The sequence below is a fragment of the Bacillus sp. JK74 genome (genome assembly GCF_053663395.1).
This window is the reverse complement of the sequence record NZ_JBSJQB010000006.1, coordinates 199,879-216,936: the sequence shown is the minus strand read 5'-3', so window position 1 is coordinate 216,936 and position 17,058 is coordinate 199,879. Positions and strand designations below refer to the sequence as shown.

Genomic DNA, 17,058 nt, shown 5'->3' with positions numbered 1-17,058 from the left:
ATGAGAAGGTCCGATCTGTACCGGGTTTGGAGGAGTTAGATCATTTGATCATTTTTAGTTATTTTTCTCAAAAATCGGGAAAGTTCCCACAGGTACAAAAAAGGCCTGCTGTCATCAGCAGACCCCTTCTCAAAAATGCTCTTGTAAATCAGAAAGCAGCACTTCCTGCTCAAATTGTGGATTTCCGATCGGAAAAATCCTGGCTGTTTCCTTGTCTTCGTTGACATGCTGAATATAAATCGGAACTCCTTCATACGTCACATACGCCATGGCGGCGGATTCCGAAATGTCTTTCGCACGCTGTGTATTCACGTCTCAAACCTCCTTTAGGCCTCACACATAACGTGTCCGGCAGCCAAGAGAAGTATGCTTGTTTCTTACAATTGTCCGGCGGTGAGTTTGAATTTTTTGAGGCGTTTGTAAAACGTGCTCCGCGGGATTCCGGCCATTTTGGCGGCCTGCGTGACATTCCCCTTCGCTGATTCAAGCGCGTTTACGATGATGTTTTTCTGAATGTGCTCCCGGATGGAGACAGGGGACGCTTCTTCCTGTTCATAAGACTCGGCCGCCTCTTTAAGACCTGACGCTTCAAGCAGGGCTGCGATGGGGCGCCCTGACAGCCGTCCGTCCGGGAACATGACGGAAAGACGTTCAAATACATTAAACAATTCCCTGATGTTCCCCGGCCATTTCCGGCTCTTTAATAGGTCTAAAAAATCATCAGGAAGCTCCCCCCGCCAGCCGCGATTTCGCTGAAATTCAAGGAAGAGGCCGGGAATGTCTTCGGTGCGTTCTCTTAATGGAGGGAGGTGGATCGGACAGACGTGAAGCCGGTAAAATAAATCTTCTCTCAGCTTTTTGCATTCGACAAGCTGTCTCAGATCAGTGTGGGTGGCAGTGATAATTCTGATGTCAACGGGAATCTCTTTTGTCCCGCCGACCGGGGTGACTTTCCGCTCCTGCAGCACCCGTAACAGAGCGACCTGCATGGAGTGTGATATTTCTCCGATTTCATCGAGGAAAAGCGTGCCTTTATCGGCTTTTTGCAAAGCGCCGTTATGTCCTTTCCGTTTGGCCCCGGTGAAGGCGCCTTCCGAGTAGCCGAACAGTTCGCTTTCAATCAGCTTTTCAGGAACCGCTCCGCAGTTGACAGCGATAAACGGGCCGTTTTTCCTGGAGCTGTTGTTGTGAATCGCCCGGGCGGCAATCTCCTTTCCCGTCCCGGTTTCTCCCGTAAGACAAACGGTTGCGTCCGTTCGGGCGACAAGCTCCAGCTGCTGAAGCATATGTCGGGATGACGGGCTTTTGCCTGCCGCACCATGAAATATAAACGACGGCTTTTCTTCCCGTTTGGATAAGTAAATGCATGTGAAGCCGTTCTCCTCCCGCTTCGTCTGCTTGATGTGATAGCCCTGTTCCTCAAGCTCGCGCAGCATATGTCCGGTAAAATGCTGAACGGGACGGCTTGCGGCGATAACCCGGCTCATTTCATTGCAAAGCACGATCGGATCGTGAGACCGGGTAAGCCCGGCGAATTTGCTGATCATGTCAAGTTCTGTCATTTTGATCTTTAGGGCAAGCTCGCGTTCCGCCGTATAAGCGATGGAGGAGGCAATTCCGAGCATAAAAGGCTGAGCGCGGGCGGCGGGGCAGGAAATATCAATGACACCCGCCAGCCGCCCGTCTTCATAACGGATGGGCGCGGCGGAACAGCTCCATTGATGAGAAGCGAGCGAATAATGTTCAGAGCCGTGTATCATGACCGGTTCATTTGTATAAAGAGCTGTCCCGATCGCATTCGTGCCGACGGCCGTTTCCGTCCAGCGGGCGCCTTTTAAGAAATTGATGCGGTTCGCTTCATGAATGGTGCGCGGGTGGCCGTCAACTGAATGGACAACGCCGTCAGAATCAATCAGAAGAACCATCATTTCCATTTCCCGCATCGCCGTTTTCATTCTTTCTGCGTGCGGCGTTGAGGCCGCTAAAAATAACGCATGCTTTTCGGCCTGCCTTTCTAAATGATCTGCCGGCATTACATTCGGTCCCTTTTCTAGATAAGGGTTGACGTCGGCTTTTTTGCAGCGGTGCCATGAGGCGGCCACCCGCTTCTGAATACGGGATTCATCGAGCACGCCTTCTTTCACAAAACGCTTCCAGGTTTTAAAATCATTCCGAATGACATTCATTGTATTCGCTCCCCCCTGTTCAGACCATCTTTTCATATATTGTAGGGGAAAAGTAAAGCGCTTTCAACGAAAAATACCCCTTCTCATCTGAGAAAGGGTATTCCGGTTATACGGAATGCACCGCAAGTCCGGTGACATTCAGCAGGGCTTCCTGAAGCGTTTCTGACAGAGTCGGATGCGCCGCGATAAAGTGCTCCGACATATCCGCCGTCATTTCACCGTTCATCATCATGACCGCCTGACCGATCAATTCCGTCACGTCCGGCCCGATCATTGACACTCCGACGATTTCTCCGAATTCCGGTTCGGCAATGATTTTCATTTTGCCGCCGTGCTGATGCTTAATTAACGCTTTTCCGTTAGCAGAAAATGAGCATTCTCCGATTTTCACATCTCCGTATGTCTCTCTCGCCTGTGTTTCCGTCAGCCCGACAGCTGCCATTTCGGGCGATGTATAAATACAGCGGGGCACCGCCCGCATATTGACTTTGCTGTCCTTTCCCGAGGCATGCGCGGCGGCTGTGATTCCTTCATGAATGGCGGCATGCGCGAGCTGCATTCCTCCGGCCGCATCGCCGCACGCATATATATGAGGCACATTGGTCTGCATATGGTCATTGACTTCAATCCCGCGCGGAGAATACCGGATGCCGGCTTGATCCAAATTCAGCCCTTGCAAACGCGGCTTTCTGCCGATTGCAACCAAAATGTGATCAGCCTGAGCCTCAATTTCTTTTCCGTCTTTTGTCCACACGGCGGTTTTCCTTTCTTTGTCAATCCGCTGAAGGGCGGCTTTTGTCTGAATATCAGCCCCGCTGTCTCTTAAAGAGTCTTCGAAAGCGGCGGCGATTTCCCCGTCTTCTGCCGGGAGCAGCCGGTCAGCCGATTCAATCACCGTCACTTTCGTTTTAAACCGGCTGAATAAAGAGGCAAATTCGCTGCCGATCACACCTCCCCCGACAATGAGCAGAGACGAAGGGATTTGCTGTAAAGAAAGCGCATCTTTGCTGTCGATCACCCAATCGCCGTCAAATGGGGCAAACGGCAGCTCCGCCGGTTCAGATCCGGATGCAATCAATATCCGGTCCGCTTCCAGAATGTCTTTTGCGCCTCCTTCTTCTTCAACAAGCAATGTCTGCTCTGTGAGAAATGAAGCTGTCCCGCTGATGACTTTAATCTGATTTGCTTTCATTAAGTATTGAATTCCCTGCACGAGCTGGCTGACGATTTGCCGTTTGCGCCCCTGCATGCGGTTCCAATTGAGTGTAATGTTTTGCGGCAGTTCGATGCCGAATGTATTTGCGTGCCTGATTTTATCGAGCACATTCGCACTTTCCAAAAGCGACTTTGTCGGGATGCACCCCTCATTGAGACAAGTGCCTCCGAGCGGCCCTTTGTCGATCAGAACGACTTCTTCTCCCCTCCGCGCGGCAGTCACGGCAGCTGCATATCCGGCCGGCCCGCCGCCGATAATGGCTAGTTTCATTTTTTCACCTCTCTCTATAAAATCAAACCGGCAGGCTCTTCAAGCAGCGCTTTGACCGTTTTCAGGAAGTCCGCAGCCGGGGCACCGTCACATACTCTGTGATCAAAGGTAAGGCTCAGCGGCAGCATGGTGCTTTTGACAAGCTCATCTCCTTTAAACGCCGGCGTTTCATAGCTTGCGCCCACTCCGAGAATACCGGCTTCAGGCGGATTAAGAATCGGGGTGAAATGCTCAATTCCGTAACCCCCGAGATTTGTAATAGAAAATGTCGATCCGTGCAGGTCATCTCCGGAAGCATTGCCTTCCCGCGCCCGGCGTGCCGATGTGCTGATGTGATCCGCAAGCTCAAGAAATGAAAGCTTTTCCGCATCCCGGATCACCGGCACGACGAGACCGTTTTCAAGAGAAACCGCCATCCCGAGGTGGACATATGGATAGGTGATGATCCGCTCCTCTTGATAAGAGCTGTTCAGCTCAGGATGCTGTTTCAGCGCAAGCACCGCGGCCCGGGATACGAAATGTGTGACCGTCAGTTTAACACCGCTCCGCTTTTTCGCACTGTCGGCGAGCTGCTTTTGCCATTTCACAAGCTCCGTAATGTCCGCTTTCATCGTCAGCGTCAGCTGGGCGCTGTTTTGCAGGCTTTTGTGCATTCGGTCTGCAATCACTTTTCTCATCGCTGAAGCCGGTTTTCCCTCCGGCTGTGCCGTCTGAACCGAAGACTGCGGTTCAGCTTCTGTCTTCATCGCCTTGATGACGTCAGCTTTTACAATTCGGCCTCCGGGACCCGTCCCGTTCAGCGTATCAACTTTCAACCCGGCTTTCTCCGCCATTTTTCTGGCAACGGGAGATATTTTCACGCGGTGTTTACGCTTTTGCCCGGCTTTGGGAGCGGGAATATGTTCAGGTTCAGATTGCGGTTTCCCTGCATTTTCAGGAGCCGGCGCCTCCTTCTCCCGCACTTCTTCGCCGTTTTCCCCGATATAACAGATGGGCGTTCCCGGGGGGACTCCTTCTCCCTCTTTGACTTTAATGTGAAGAAGCGTGCCGCTTTCAGGCGCTTCTATTTCCATTTCTATTTTTTCCGAGTTGATGCTGGCGATGCTCTCTCCCTTTTCAACCGGGTCGCCGACTTTTTTATTCCAGACGGATACTTCACCTTTCTTCATCGCCATTCCCAGCTTCGGCATTACTACTTTTACAGCCATTCTATATCCCTCCTTTAATTCATTGCCGGCTCGCCAAGCAATTCAAGCGTGACGCTGACAATTTGGTCTGGTGTCGGCAAATATTGATCTTCAAGCACCGGCGAAAACGGCACCGGTGTATGCGGCGCTGTAATCCGCTTAATCGGCGCATCAAGCAAATCAAAGCCCTTATCGGCGACAATCGCAGCAATATCCGTGGCGATGCTGCAGCGCGGATTGGCTTCGTCAATGATGATCAGCCGATTTGTTTTTTCTAGCGATGTGAAAATCGCTTCCTCATCTAAAGGAGACAGACTCCGGGGGTCAAGCACCTCGGCGTCGATGCCTTTCTCAGAAAGCTGTGCAGCCGCCTCAAGCGCGGTATTAACCTGCTTGCCGACCGCAAACAGCGTGATGTCGCTGCCTTCGCGTTTGATATCCGCTTTTCCGAGCGGAATTGTATAATAATCTTCCGGCACCTCGCCCTTCATGCTGTAGGACGTTTTGTCTTCAAAAAAGAATACCGGATCATTGTCTTCTATTGCCGCCAGCAGCAAACCTTTGGCGTCATACGGATTGGACGGCACAACCGTCTTCAGACCCGGGATGCTGGTGAACAGGCCATACAGCGCCTGCGAATGCTGAGCGGCTGCCCGGAACCCGGCTCCGTATGTGGTGCGGACGGTGATCGGCACTTGCGCTTTACCGCCGAACATATAGCGGAATTTCGCCCCTTGGTTGATCACTTGATCAAAGCACGTTCCGATAAAATCGTTAAACATCAGCTCGGCAATCGGTCTCAGCCCCGTGGATGCCGCAGCCATGGCCGCACCCATGTAGCCCGCCTCAGAAATCGGTGTATCCAGCACTCGGCTGCGCCCGAATTCCTGTACGAGACCCTTTGTGACCCCGAGTACACCGCCCCATGCCTCATCATCTTGCAAATGATCGACCGCCGCTCCCCCGGCGACATCCTCACCGATTACAAGCACATTGTCGTCTCTTCTCATCGCAAGCTTCATTGCTTCATTGATCGCGTCCGACATGCTTATGACTCTCGCCATCTCACATTCCCCCTTTTTCATATGACACGTAGACGTCTGTCAACAGCTCTGACTCTTTCGGATACGGACTCTTTTCGCTGAACGAGACGGCTTTTTCAATCGATTCGCTGACTCGCTGTTCGATGTCTGACAATTTATTTGCATCTGTTTCTTTTAGAAGATAGTTTTTAAAGCCTTGGATGGCATCCTTTTCTTCAAGATGCTCAGTCTTTTCATCCTTTGTTTTATAAGTTTGGGCATCGCCTTCGAAATGGCCGTAGTTTCGGTAAGTCATACATTCAATCAAAGACGGGCCTCCGCCGTTTCTTGCTCTTTCTATCGCTTCCCCGGCCGCCTGATAAACTGCTAAAATATCTTTTCCGTCCACCGTGACCCCAGGCATGTTGTAGGCAGCCGCCCGATCGGCGATTGAATCACAGGCTGACGCGTACTCAAATGTCGTGGCTTCGCCGTAGCCGTTGTTTTCGGCGATGAACACGACAGGAAGGTTCCATACTGCCGCTAAGTTCAGCCCTTCATGGAAGGTGCCTTGGTTATTGGCTCCGTCCCCAAAAAAGCAAACGCTTACATTTTTAGTTTGTTTATATTTAGCCGTGAGCGCTGATCCGCATGCGAGCGTAAATCCGCCCCCGACGATTCCATTTGCGCCTAACATGCCTTTATCAAGATCCGCAATGTGCATAGAACCGCCTTTGCCTTTACACAGTCCGGTCGCTTTTCCGAATATTTCCGCCATCATGCCGTCCAGATCACAGCCTTTGGCGATACAATGGCCATGTCCCCTGTGTGTGCTTGTAATGCTGTCGCCATCATGTAAATGAGCGCACACCCCCGCGGCTACCGCTTCTTCACCGGCATACAAATGGACGAATCCGGGAAGCACTCCTTGCGCGAACAGTTCATGCACTTTGTCTTCAAAGCCCCTGATTTCCAGCATCTTTTGGTACATCCACAGCGCTTTTTCCTCAGTTAATGACAAGCCTTCTCGTTTTAACAATTCCATTTTGTGCGCCTCCTTCTATTTAGGGTTCACACTTATAAATGCAAGAAGCATGCCAGCCTTTGAAGCCCGTAAAATGAATGTTTTTATTTTTACAATGGAGACAGTTTGAGACAGGTGTCTCATTTTGTCTCGATCTGATCACTTTGTCTCGTTTTATGGCATACAAAAAAGACCGGGCATCACCCTGTCTTTGACAATGATCGACGTATTTATTTCCTCGGAAATCTTTTATTGCTTCATTCTTCCGCATACAGTCTAACGCGGCGTTTGAGTGGTTACACTCTTTTTTTCATATCCACGTGCTGCAGTTCATCCTTTTCTTCAACAGCCCGATTCAGCGCTTGAAGCATGTAACCAATGCCTTTATACGATGACAGAGGCCAGGTGATATGCTGATGCTCTCCGATGACGGCGTTTAGGACGCTTCGGTATTTTTTCCCGCCAAGCATGACAAGCTCTTCGACGTCGGAAAAGCCTTTTTCATGAAATTGACGGCGCAGCTCGTCCGCTGCCATGATCTCCGGGTGACCGGTTCCAAAAGTGACATCGTAATTTCCGGGAACAGTATCATCCGGACGAAGAAATCCGTGCTTCGCCGACAAAATCACCCACTCATCGAAAAATGCTTTCGCATATCGCTCGCACGCCTGATGAAACGGGCTGAGATAAGCGTCTTCCGCCCTTACCGGCCCTGTATCTGAATGGACATCCCAAATTTTTTTCTTGCCGCAGGGGATGATGCACAGTCGTTTCATTTTTCTCTCCCCCTTTATGATGTATCTCCTATCAATGTACCATTATTCGTTTATTTCTGCATGACGAAAACGGCCATGGATCTGTCTGGGTAAAGCTGCACACAAAAAACCCGGAATTCAAACCGAACTCCGGGCCGGATGAAGAGTTGTTTATGTCACTCTTGCTCCATCCCATCAAGATACTTTCTCTCAAAGTCATCGAGCAATGCACGCACTTCATCTGTTGACTTTGTATTCATGCATTGATTTCTTAATTCACTTGCTCCCCGGAATCCGCGGAGATATATCTTGAAAAAGCGAGGGAGCGGTTTATATGCTCTGGCTTCTTCTTTTGAATACTCATCATGGAGATCCAGGTGCAATCTCAAAAGATCAAGCAATTCCTTACTGCTATGCTCTCTCGGCTCCTTTTCAAAGGCGAACGGATTAGTAAAAATGCCTCGTCCAATCATAATCCCGTCAACACCGTATTGTTCAGCGAGTTTCAAGCCGGTCTCCCGGTCAGGAATATCCCCATTGATCGTCAAAAGGGTATCTGGCGCAATCTCGTCACGAAGTTTCTTAATTTCCGGAATCAACTCCCAATGCGCATCTACTTTACTCATTTCCGCTCTTGTACGCAGATGAATAGAAAGATTCGCAATGTCTTGTTTCAGTATGTGTGTCAGCCAGCCGCGCCATTCGTCAACATCCGTGTAGCCAAGTCTCGTCTTCACACTTACCGGCAGACCTCCTGCTTTCGCCGCCTGTATTAATTCTGCCGCAACTTCAGGACGGCAAATCAGGCCGCTTCCCTTTCCATTCCCCGCCACATTAGGGACAGGACAGCCCATATTGATATCCAGGCCCTTAAACCCTAATTCCGCCATCCCAATACTCATTTGGCGAAAGTTTTCAGGCTTATCTCCCCATATGTGGGCAACCATCGGCTGTTCATCCTCCGTGAAAGTCAAACGGCCGCGTACACTATCCTTCCCATCCGGGTGACAATAGCTTTCTGAGTTTGTAAACTCTGTGAAAAACACATCAGGTCTGCCTGCTTCACTCACAACATGGCGAAAAACGACATCCGTCACATCTTCCATTGGTGCCAGTACAAAAAATGGCCGCGGTAATTCACGCCAGAAATTATCTGTCATAACAAATCCAAATCCTTTCATGATGGGATACAGCCAAACCTTTATCCCAAAATTAAAAACTGACCATGCTTCTTTTACACTTATAGCATGTGTCAGCACTTCTTATCAAACGATAGTAAATTTTGAACATTTCACTTTTTATACGTGAAAAAGCAAACTGGAGTAGAACACATTAATTGAGTTAACGTAATAGACTACCGCTATAGTTAACCCCATACCGTTCATTTCTGATCAAATCAGTCAACTCCTTAACCTTTAAAAGGGTTTGAGAGAGAAAAAAGTGTGATGATTATCTACACCTAATTTTTATTTATATTGTGGTTTATTAAGATTAGCGCTGACCTTCATCTTTCTTAGCGGCCTTACTTTTGCTCTTTTTGGATAAAAAGGAGTCCAACCTAAATAGAATATCATATGAGTTCTCCCTATTACCATAAAACAAATTTCAAGAAATAAGTTGATTAAGCAAATGGGGCTGGGGGGGTATATCTGAGTACTGAAGAGAATGTAAAAAGAAAAAGCCTTAACTTGCCGATTGTGAATCACATGAAGTAAAGAGGATGGGAAGAGAAAATAAACTCGAACTTAACAGAATTCAAAAACTTCAATCTGGATCTTTTGGGATTTGCTCATGGTTTAGAAATAACCAACGCAGCAAGTGGCTTCTGGCTCTATACAGTATATGTTCTAAGGGTCGATCGGCTTTCAAAGCCCATATGTTAATATCTTTATACAATCACCTATATATATTTGTATAAGGTTACGATCCGGTAATCCTGATCCAAAACCAATAAAATAGACTGCTGACTAAGTGCCGCAGTCTTCATTCATAAGATTAATAAGAAAGTGTTCATTTTCTTTCATCATTAAATAAGGCGTCAGAAGTTATTGCTTTCATTTCGAATATTCTTTGTTATACCTGTAATGATTTGTATAACAGTGAAAACCCCCAAGAAAACAGTGACAATATTAAACCATGGATTATCATAGAATGAAAGATATGTTTGAAAGAAATCCAGTTCAACTATGTTTGCTGGGAATCCATTCATTTCTCTATAGTTCGGACCCCATCCCGTTAATTCTACAAAATTAAAATAAAGCTGTGATATTAAAAATGCCAACAACGTGTGAAACCAACTTCTTTTATATACTTTACCCATTTCATTATCCATTTCCTTTTCTGCAATACTTTTTAGCCTAGTGTCAATCTAACATCATTATATGATGAAGCATGATTGTCGCAATAATTACTTATTAAGAATATAACCATCGCAGGTATTACTGTAAGAGTTGTTATCTCTTGCGGTTCCGCCTCATATTTATTCCTTTTTTTGGAACAAGAGAAATAATTGGGGTCCTTTTCCTGTTTAGGCTTTCATATTATGTATAACGACCAAACATGCTTTTTTAGTGTGTTTGATCTTTTATCGATGTGCCAACTGCCGCTGGTGATTAGTGTAAGTAAGCACCCTTGCCTTTTACAGCTTCTACTTCAGAACCTTCGTTCAGTTGTTGAAATTCCAATATCTCTCATTCGGTTTCACCTCCTGTTTATCTTTTATTAAAGACCTACTTACTTTGGCATGATAAATACTTTACAGTTGAATAATGTTACAACTTCATTTCAAACCAATGATATCAAATTATTTTATATTATCCTAATAATGTCATAATACACCACATCGTCATTATACAAACGAGGTCAAAATTGGCTGTTTTTCACTCGCTTTTCCACACGTTTTTCAACTCTTTTCGTCAGTTTAAATAAAGATCTCCGAGAAAAGAAGAAACATAAAGTTTAGAAAAGACAGCCAGGGCAAAGGCTGCGCATAAAAAAAACCCGGAAATCGGAAATGTTTATACCGAATCCAGGTCTGATTACGAATTGTTTATTTTAGTTAGACGATTTCAACACAAGCTTCGCCACGGCTTCCACATGAGCCGTCTGCGGAAACATATCCACAGGCTGAATATATTCGACGCGATAGTCCTTCGACAGCGTCTGCAAGTCTTTCGCCAGTGTGGAAGGATTGCAGGATACGTAGACGAAGCGTTTCGGTTTTACTTTTTTGATGGTATCTAAAAATGTTCTGTCACAGCCCGTTCTCGGCGGGTCGACGATGACCACGTCAGGACGGAAGCCTTCTTTCGTCCATTTCGGGAGCCAGTGTTCGGCTGTTCCTGTGACATATGCCGCGTTTTTGATGCCGTGTTTTTTGGCGTTTTTCTTCGCGTCATCAATTGATTCTTTAATGACGTCCATGCCGCGGATCTCTTTTGCGCCGCTTGAAACCCACATGCCGATCGTACCGACGCCGCAATACGCGTCTACGACTTTTTCTTTTCCTGTCAGCTGAGCCGCTTGTTTCACTTCGTCATACAGCTTGACCGTCTGCTCAGGGTTGAGCTGGAAGAAAGCGCGGGCGCTCAGTTCGAATGACACGTCACCGAGCACTTCTTGAATGGCATGGCTTCCGGCCAGCGCTTTTGTTTTGTCACCGAAAATGACGGATGTGCGCGCGCCATTGACGTTTTGAATAATCGATTTCACTTCCGGCAGCCGGTTCTGAATGGCTTTGACAATCTCGTCTTTATTCGGCAGTGTCTCTTTCGCGGTGACAAGCACGACCTGCACTTCGCCTGTTTCAAAACCGACTCTCGTCACGATGGTGCGGACATCGCCTTTTTTGGTCCGTTCGTTATAAACGGATACGTTGTGTTTTTCCAAAATACGGCGGACGATACCCGTTGTTTTGTTTGTCGCCGGATGCTGGACAATGCATTCCTTAATCGGGACGATTTTATGGGAATCAAGTCCGTATAAGCCGGCAATGATGCTGCCGCTTTGCGAGCGTCCGACTTGGAACTGGCTTTTGTTCCGGTAATTCCAAGGGTTGTCCATTCCGATCGTATCTTTAATGTTCATTTCTTCGACATTGAATCTCGTATGACGTTCCAGAGACTGAATGACAATGTCGCGTTTTTCGCGAAGCTGCTGGGTGTATGCCAGATGCTGAAGCTGACAGCCGCCGCACTGGTCGTAGACCGGGCATGGCGGCGTGACGCGGTGTTCAGACGGCTTGCGGATTTTTTTGACGCGTGCTTCTGAAAATTTCGGCTGCACATTTGTCGCTTCGGCAACGACTTCTTCCCCGGGCAGAGCGCCGGGAACGAAGACAACTTTTTTCTTAAAATAGCCGACGCCCTCTCCGTTAATGCCGAGACGTTTGATGGTCAGCGGAAATGTCTGCCCGATTTTCAATTCGGCAGGCGCCTTTTTTTGATGTTGATTCACGTTTTTTTCTCTCCGTTTCTATATAAAGCCTTTCTCCTGGGAAAACGGCTGATTTGAAATATCACATCTTTTCAGTATAACATGCAGCCGGCTGTTCCTTCATGTTTTTCACTGGAAGTTTCCAAAAATCCTCAAAGCGGTTTTTCATTCAATACTTCTCCACAAATACAAGGACGCATAGCTTAAATACGGCGCCCATTCGCTGCTTACCTGAAGCATCACGTCTTTTGACGGTTTATCCTCAAGGGCGAAGCGGCGTTTGATGGCATTTTGCAGGCCGATATCCGCCAAAGGAAACAGATTCGGGCGGCCGAGGCCGAACATGAGCACGTTTTGGACGGTCCACGGGCCGATGCCTCTGATGGTGATCAGCTTTTTCATAATGTCTTCATCCGATAAATGGGTAAGTTCCGCCAGATTGAGCGCTCCGTCTGCAATCATCCGTGAAATGTCAATCGCATATTCCGCTTTTCTCATGCTGAACTGGAGCTCCCGCAAGTCCTGATAATCAAGCGCCGCGATCGTTTTCGGCTCGGGATAGCACCAGACGCCGTCTTTTTGTTCACCGAAGGCATGGACGAACCGTTCCGTTAAGGTAAATGCGAAAGACAGGTTGAGCTGCTGGTGGATGATGCATTTCATGAGACAGTTGTAGACGTCATATTCCAAGACGAGCGGGGTTCCCGCATGCTCCTCAAAAAGCGCCGACAGATTTGTTTTTGAGAAATGATCAAGCACAGGCTGAAGCGGCTGTTCCCATTGAAAAATGTGTTTGATCCGTTCAATCATCTCCTCGCGGTCCGTTTCTCCGCTGACGAGGAAGACCGGGTCTGCGGCGGTGCCTTCCGCTTGAACCGTGATGACGGACAGTTTGCCGTCCCGTGTTCTGAGCGGCACTTTGATTGATCTTGCATGAAGATCGACCGCATTCAGCGGATCGAGCGACAGCCTTTCAAGGACTTTATCAAAATAATACGGCGGCGTGACCGAAACCGTTTCCTTCCACATATGCTCCACCCCTTTTTGTCCAAGTATATCATGAAGCGGCCGGGCGGCAATTCGTATACTTTTCTTCATAACGCCGCATGATATAATGGCAGGCGGAGGGTTGTTTATGATACATATAACCGCAATCACAACACATAATGAGATATTAGATAATATCCCCCTATCACGTACAGAACAACCGGACATCGCATGGTACTGGATTGATTTTTTCGGCGCTGAGATGCATGAAACCGAGCTGCTGCGGGATTATTTTCACTTTCATCCGCTTGCGATCGAGGATTGCTTTCAGCACATGCAGCGGCCGAAAATCGACCATTATGACGGCTACCGTTTTTATGTGCTCCACGCCTTGAACCCGGACACACTGGAAATGGAAGAGGTGGACATTTTTCAGTCCGACCGTTTCATCGTCAGCTTCCATTTGCACGAATCGCCCGGCGTCTCAAGGGTGAGAGAACGGTTTTTCGCTTCTCCGGGATTAGCCAAAAAAGGGCCGGGGCACATCACTTATATGATTATGGATCAGCTTGTCGATGAATATTTCCCCGTGCTGTACAAAATTGAAGACCGGCTGAATGAAATTGAAGACAGCAGAACCCATAAATCTTACGGCACATTAATGAATGAAGTGTTTGAATTGCGGACTGATCTTTTGAACCTGAGACGGACGATCATTCCGATGCGCGATTTAATGTACCGGATTTTGAGCCTTGACCATGTAAAAGAAAGCCGTGAAACGAAGGCGTATTTCAGCGATATTTATGACCACCTGTTAAAACTGGCCGAGCTGATCGAGTCAAACCGTGATATGACGTCAGATTTGCGGGACAGCTATGTGACGCTGAATTCAAACCGGATGAACGCCATTATGATGACATTAACCATCGTCTCGACCATTTTTATCCCGCTGACGTTCATCGCGGGGGTTTACGGCATGAATTTCGATAACATGCCTGAGCTTCATTGGAAATACGGGTATTTTATCGTTTTGGGCGTCATGGCCGTTCTTGTGGCCGCCATGCTGTTTTGGTTCGCCCGCAAAGGCTGGTTTAATATTTTCAAGTAAGAACGGCTGCCGGCTGTTCTTTTTTTTGAGAAAACATGATATGTTGGAAAAAAACGTAAAGAGGTGTGCGCCGTTACCATCTTTTCTCACAAAATCATTTCTTCTGTCCTCCTGCTATTCAGTGTTATGTCCATTGCCCCGCTGTATAACGGCTGTACGGTGTCTGATTACATCTTTGAGTCGCTCGGCTTTTCTTCCTGGTCTGAAGACGGAGCCCATATCTCCGTCATTCCCGGGGTCGTCCTTTACTTTGCGGCGTTAATCTGGTGTGCCGCCGCGTTCAGGCGGACGCTTCCCGCGGCGGGGCTGTTTCTGATCTTTCTCAGTATGGGGGCCGCTTCCGGTATCAGTCCTGCCACCGAATATGCCGCTTTTTCCTTAAAACAGTTCGCGCCCGAAAAAGAGGCTGTCGAATATTTGAAGCACCGCAGCGAATGCAGCCATCTGATTGAGCGAAAAAGAGCGGGCATGAGCTGCACGCTTTATATCAATCATTATGGAAAAGGGGAACAAACCATTTCTGTCACGCCGGATTTATCAGAAAACATAAAGGACGTCACATTCAAATCAAAAACGTTCACTGTAAAACCCCGTTCAAAAACAATCATCAAAACGCGGTTTAGCGGATTTTATAAGGGGAAAGCCGCCTCAGACTCCGGATGGTCTTCAGAACCTGAACTGAAAGTGGCAATCCTGTACACAGCAGAATAACCATTTCGCATGTATAATGGTGGAAAACTTTTCATTGGAGGGACTGTCAAATGAAGATCGCCATCGTCGGACTCGGCAATATGGGCCGCCCCATCGCCGAAAATATCATGAAAGCCGGATACAGCCTGACTGTATATAACCGGACGAAAGAAAAAGCGGCTGACCTGCTGGATAAAGGGGCCGAATATGCCGAAACGCCCCGCCAGGCAGCTGAACATGCGGACATCGTGCTTTCAATGCTGTCAGACGATGAAGCCGTAACAGGCGTGACGTTCGGAGCTTGCGGCATTATTGCCGGGTTATCTGAAAACGGCATTCATATTTCAATGAGTACGATCAGTACGGCGCTGTCAGAACAGCTCTCCGCCGCACATTCGGGCAGAGGGCAGTCCTTTATTGCCGCTCCCGTCCTCGGCCGCCCCGATGCCGCCGAGAAGGCCGAGCTTCGCATCATCACAGCCGGACCGGCAGAAGCGAAGAAAAAGGCCGAACCGCTGCTTAACATCCTGAGTCAGCAAGTATTTGATACGGGTGAAGAAACAAAAACGGCCAATGCCGCGAAAATCAGCGTCAATTTCTTGCTCGTTTCTATGCTGGAGGCGTTATCTGAATCATTCTTAATGATGGAAAAGTTCGGTTTAGAACAAAAACAATTTTTAGAAATCGCCGGTGCGCTTTTTGGCTCTCCCGTCTATCAAAATTACGGCACGATCATGGCTGAGGAAAAATTTGAGCCTGCCGGTTTCAAAATGTCTTTAGGGCTGAAAGATACCAATCTGGCGCTCGCCGCCGCAGAACAGATTTCCGCAAAACTCCCTCTTGCCGAACTGGCGAAGAGCCATTTTGAAAGCGGGATCGCACAAGGCTTCGGAGATCTGGATTGGGCGGCATTGATTAAATGTATCAAATAACAAAACACCTCTCCATTACCAGGAGAGGTGTTTTTTACAGGCGCGGCAGCTTCATTTCTTTCTCAAACATCAGGTCATCAATGCTTTTAAACGTGTAGCCTTCTTTTTTCAAATCGGTAATGGCATCGTCCAGAGCTTCTGAATTGTCCTTTGAAACAGTGTGAAGAAGGTAGATCGCGCCGGGATGCGCCTGCTTTATCATGTGATCATAGGCGTATTGTTTCCCTTTTTGCTCGTTAACCTTCCAGTCGACAAATGCGACGGACCAGAAAACGGTTTGGTAGCCGAGACGCTTCGTTTCTTTGAGGACATATTCGCTGAATACGCCGCGCGGCGGACGGAGATACAGGTTGTCCCGCTTTCCGGTAATGTTGTACACAGCTTCCGTGACGGAATCGAGTTCGTCTTGAATCTGATCGCCCGTTTTTGTCGTCAGATCAGGATGATGAAAAGAATGATTGCCGATGATATGGCCTTCCTTTGACATCCGTTTAATCAAATCAGGCTGCTCTTTCACAAAATGACCCGTGACAAAAAAAGTGCCCGTGACGTGATGTTTTTTTAACACATCAAGCACTTTCGGGGTGTACCCATTTTCATATCCGTTATCAAACGTTAAATAGATGGTCTTTTCTTTCGTATTGCCCAAATAAAAGGCATCATATTTTTTGACCAGATTGTCCAGCTGTCTGCCGGCATCCGGCGGCTGATGATTGACGCTGCGTTTAAATCCCCAGTTTATCCGTTCATTCGGCACGGCTTCTGCGCTGTTGATGCCTCCCGCAAGTAAAACGGCCATGCAGCAAATTGAACAAAACCATTTCATGACCAGCACTCCTTCTGCATTTTTCCTTATTTTGCAGTTGGCCCTGCCCTTTTATACAGCCGCATTATGGAAAAAGAAAAACCCCGGCATCCGCCGGGGGTTATTCCCAATCCTTTTTAAAGCGTTCGTATTTTGCTTCCAGATCATCAAGCATGCCGATGAGCCGATCTATATCTTCAACGTCCGTTGATTCAGGGTCTAATGAATCAATGACATTCATAAACATATCGAGTCTGTTCTTCAGGTAATCAAGCTGCTGATCTTTGCTGTTTACTGCATTCCCCATACTTCCACTCCATTCATTTTTTATAATGGTAGCGTATTTTTTGGCGTTTTTCAATGGTTCCGCTACTTGCGATCTTGGCAGATCAGGTCTAAAATTAACAGTTGGCAGACGTTAGTATGCCCCATTTATAAAGGA

Annotated in this window: 16 protein-coding genes; 3 read left to right on the top strand and 13 right to left on the bottom strand. The window is 47.7% G+C overall.

What is annotated here, in order from left to right:
• Window positions 1–129 precede the first annotated feature (129 nt).
• From ACWJJ5_RS16955 to ACWJJ5_RS16905, 11 genes are all read right to left on the bottom strand, one after another.
• Window positions 130–312, bottom strand: coding sequence for an H-type small acid-soluble spore protein (locus ACWJJ5_RS16955; protein WP_003155535.1), 183 nt, complete (start codon window positions 310–312; stop codon window positions 130–132).
• 65 nt (window positions 313–377) lie between these two features.
• Window positions 378–2,186: a sigma-54-dependent Fis family transcriptional regulator gene (locus tag ACWJJ5_RS16950; protein WP_102421919.1), complete on the bottom strand. Its 1,809-nt coding sequence runs from the start codon at window positions 2,184–2,186 to the stop codon at window positions 378–380.
• 106 nt (window positions 2,187–2,292) lie between these two features.
• Window positions 2,293–3,672, bottom strand: a complete 1,380-nt coding sequence (gene lpdA / locus ACWJJ5_RS16945) for a dihydrolipoyl dehydrogenase (RefSeq protein ID WP_454022568.1) — start codon at window positions 3,670–3,672, stop codon at window positions 2,293–2,295.
• A gap of 14 nt (window positions 3,673–3,686) precedes the next feature.
• Complete coding sequence (locus ACWJJ5_RS16940; RefSeq protein WP_077721945.1) at window positions 3,687–4,880, bottom strand: dihydrolipoamide acetyltransferase family protein; 1,194 nt, start codon at window positions 4,878–4,880, stop codon at window positions 3,687–3,689.
• Window positions 4,881–4,894: 14 nt separating this feature from the next.
• The gene (gene acoB / locus ACWJJ5_RS16935) at window positions 4,895–5,923 is read right to left on the bottom strand and encodes an acetoin:2,6-dichlorophenolindophenol oxidoreductase subunit beta (RefSeq protein ID WP_003155539.1); all 1,029 of its coding nucleotides are present in this window, start codon (window positions 5,921–5,923) and stop codon (window positions 4,895–4,897) included.
• A 1-nt stretch (window position 5,924) separates the two neighbouring features.
• Window positions 5,925–6,926, bottom strand: coding sequence for an acetoin:2,6-dichlorophenolindophenol oxidoreductase subunit alpha (acoA, locus tag ACWJJ5_RS16930; RefSeq protein WP_025854017.1), 1,002 nt, complete (start codon window positions 6,924–6,926; stop codon window positions 5,925–5,927).
• 275 nt (window positions 6,927–7,201) lie between these two features.
• Entirely contained in the window at window positions 7,202–7,681 is a 480-nt protein-coding gene (locus tag ACWJJ5_RS16925; RefSeq protein ID WP_077721944.1) for a DUF6884 domain-containing protein, read from the bottom strand.
• A gap of 155 nt (window positions 7,682–7,836) precedes the next feature.
• Window positions 7,837–8,820, bottom strand: a complete 984-nt coding sequence (locus tag ACWJJ5_RS16920; RefSeq protein ID WP_057080401.1) for a tRNA dihydrouridine synthase — start codon at window positions 8,818–8,820, stop codon at window positions 7,837–7,839.
• An 878-nt stretch (window positions 8,821–9,698) separates the two neighbouring features.
• On the bottom strand, window positions 9,699–9,980 hold the full coding sequence (locus ACWJJ5_RS16915; protein ID WP_094247152.1) for a YfzA family protein: 282 nt from the start codon (window positions 9,978–9,980) through the stop codon (window positions 9,699–9,701).
• A gap of 734 nt (window positions 9,981–10,714) precedes the next feature.
• Complete coding sequence (gene rlmD, locus ACWJJ5_RS16910; protein WP_007408520.1) at window positions 10,715–12,115, bottom strand: 23S rRNA (uracil(1939)-C(5))-methyltransferase RlmD; 1,401 nt, start codon at window positions 12,113–12,115, stop codon at window positions 10,715–10,717.
• 144 nt (window positions 12,116–12,259) lie between these two features.
• Entirely contained in the window at window positions 12,260–13,123 is an 864-nt protein-coding gene (locus tag ACWJJ5_RS16905; RefSeq protein ID WP_025854014.1) for a DNA-3-methyladenine glycosylase family protein, read from the bottom strand.
• A gap of 106 nt (window positions 13,124–13,229) precedes the next feature.
• Here ACWJJ5_RS16905 and corA point away from each other — a divergent pair, with 106 nt between their 5' ends.
• The 3 genes from corA (at window position 13,230) to ACWJJ5_RS16890 (ending at window position 15,811) form a co-directional block, all read left to right on the top strand.
• Entirely contained in the window at window positions 13,230–14,189 is a 960-nt protein-coding gene (corA, locus tag ACWJJ5_RS16900) for a magnesium/cobalt transporter CorA (RefSeq protein WP_003155549.1), read from the top strand.
• Between the two features lie 63 nt (window positions 14,190–14,252).
• Window positions 14,253–14,900 carry a hypothetical protein gene (locus ACWJJ5_RS16895; protein WP_094247154.1) on the top strand — a complete coding sequence of 216 codons (648 nt, stop codon included), beginning with the start codon at window positions 14,253–14,255 and terminating at the stop codon, window positions 14,898–14,900.
• A 50-nt stretch (window positions 14,901–14,950) separates the two neighbouring features.
• A complete protein-coding gene (locus ACWJJ5_RS16890; protein ID WP_146276346.1) occupies window positions 14,951–15,811 on the top strand; it encodes an NAD(P)-dependent oxidoreductase in 861 nt (286 codons plus the stop codon).
• 34 nt (window positions 15,812–15,845) lie between these two features.
• Here ACWJJ5_RS16890 and pdaA read toward each other — a convergent pair whose 3' ends face one another.
• Window positions 15,846–16,637, bottom strand: a complete 792-nt coding sequence (pdaA, locus tag ACWJJ5_RS16885) for a delta-lactam-biosynthetic de-N-acetylase (RefSeq protein WP_003155556.1) — start codon at window positions 16,635–16,637, stop codon at window positions 15,846–15,848.
• A gap of 100 nt (window positions 16,638–16,737) precedes the next feature.
• Window positions 16,738–16,923: an SE1561 family protein gene (locus tag ACWJJ5_RS16880; RefSeq protein ID WP_003155558.1), complete on the bottom strand. Its 186-nt coding sequence runs from the start codon at window positions 16,921–16,923 to the stop codon at window positions 16,738–16,740.
• Between the last annotated feature and the right edge of the window lie 135 nt (window positions 16,924–17,058).

Coding starts and splice junctions, on each gene's coding strand:
- ACWJJ5_RS16940 (WP_077721945.1), bottom strand. CDS start 4,880: ATGGCTGTAAAAGTAGTAATGCCGAAGCTGGGAATGGCGATGAAGAAA.
- ACWJJ5_RS16905 (WP_025854014.1), bottom strand. CDS start 13,123: ATGTGGAAGGAAACGGTTTCGGTCACGCCGCCGTATTATTTTGATAAA.
- acoA (WP_025854017.1), bottom strand. CDS start 6,926: ATGGAATTGTTAAAACGAGAAGGCTTGTCATTAACTGAGGAAAAAGCG.
- ACWJJ5_RS16890 (WP_146276346.1), top strand. CDS start 14,951: ATGAAGATCGCCATCGTCGGACTCGGCAATATGGGCCGCCCCATCGCC.
- ACWJJ5_RS16950 (WP_102421919.1), bottom strand. CDS start 2,186: ATGAATGTCATTCGGAATGATTTTAAAACCTGGAAGCGTTTTGTGAAA.
- ACWJJ5_RS16920 (WP_057080401.1), bottom strand. CDS start 8,820: ATGACAGATAATTTCTGGCGTGAATTACCGCGGCCATTTTTTGTACTG.
- corA (WP_003155549.1), top strand. CDS start 13,230: ATGATACATATAACCGCAATCACAACACATAATGAGATATTAGATAAT.
- lpdA (WP_454022568.1), bottom strand. CDS start 3,672: ATGAAACTAGCCATTATCGGCGGCGGGCCGGCCGGATATGCAGCTGCC.
- pdaA (WP_003155556.1), bottom strand. CDS start 16,637: ATGAAATGGTTTTGTTCAATTTGCTGCATGGCCGTTTTACTTGCGGGA.
- ACWJJ5_RS16915 (WP_094247152.1), bottom strand. CDS start 9,980: ATGGGTAAAGTATATAAAAGAAGTTGGTTTCACACGTTGTTGGCATTT.
- ACWJJ5_RS16880 (WP_003155558.1), bottom strand. CDS start 16,923: ATGGGGAATGCAGTAAACAGCAAAGATCAGCAGCTTGATTACCTGAAG.
- acoB (WP_003155539.1), bottom strand. CDS start 5,923: ATGGCGAGAGTCATAAGCATGTCGGACGCGATCAATGAAGCAATGAAG.
- ACWJJ5_RS16925 (WP_077721944.1), bottom strand. CDS start 7,681: ATGAAACGACTGTGCATCATCCCCTGCGGCAAGAAAAAAATTTGGGAT.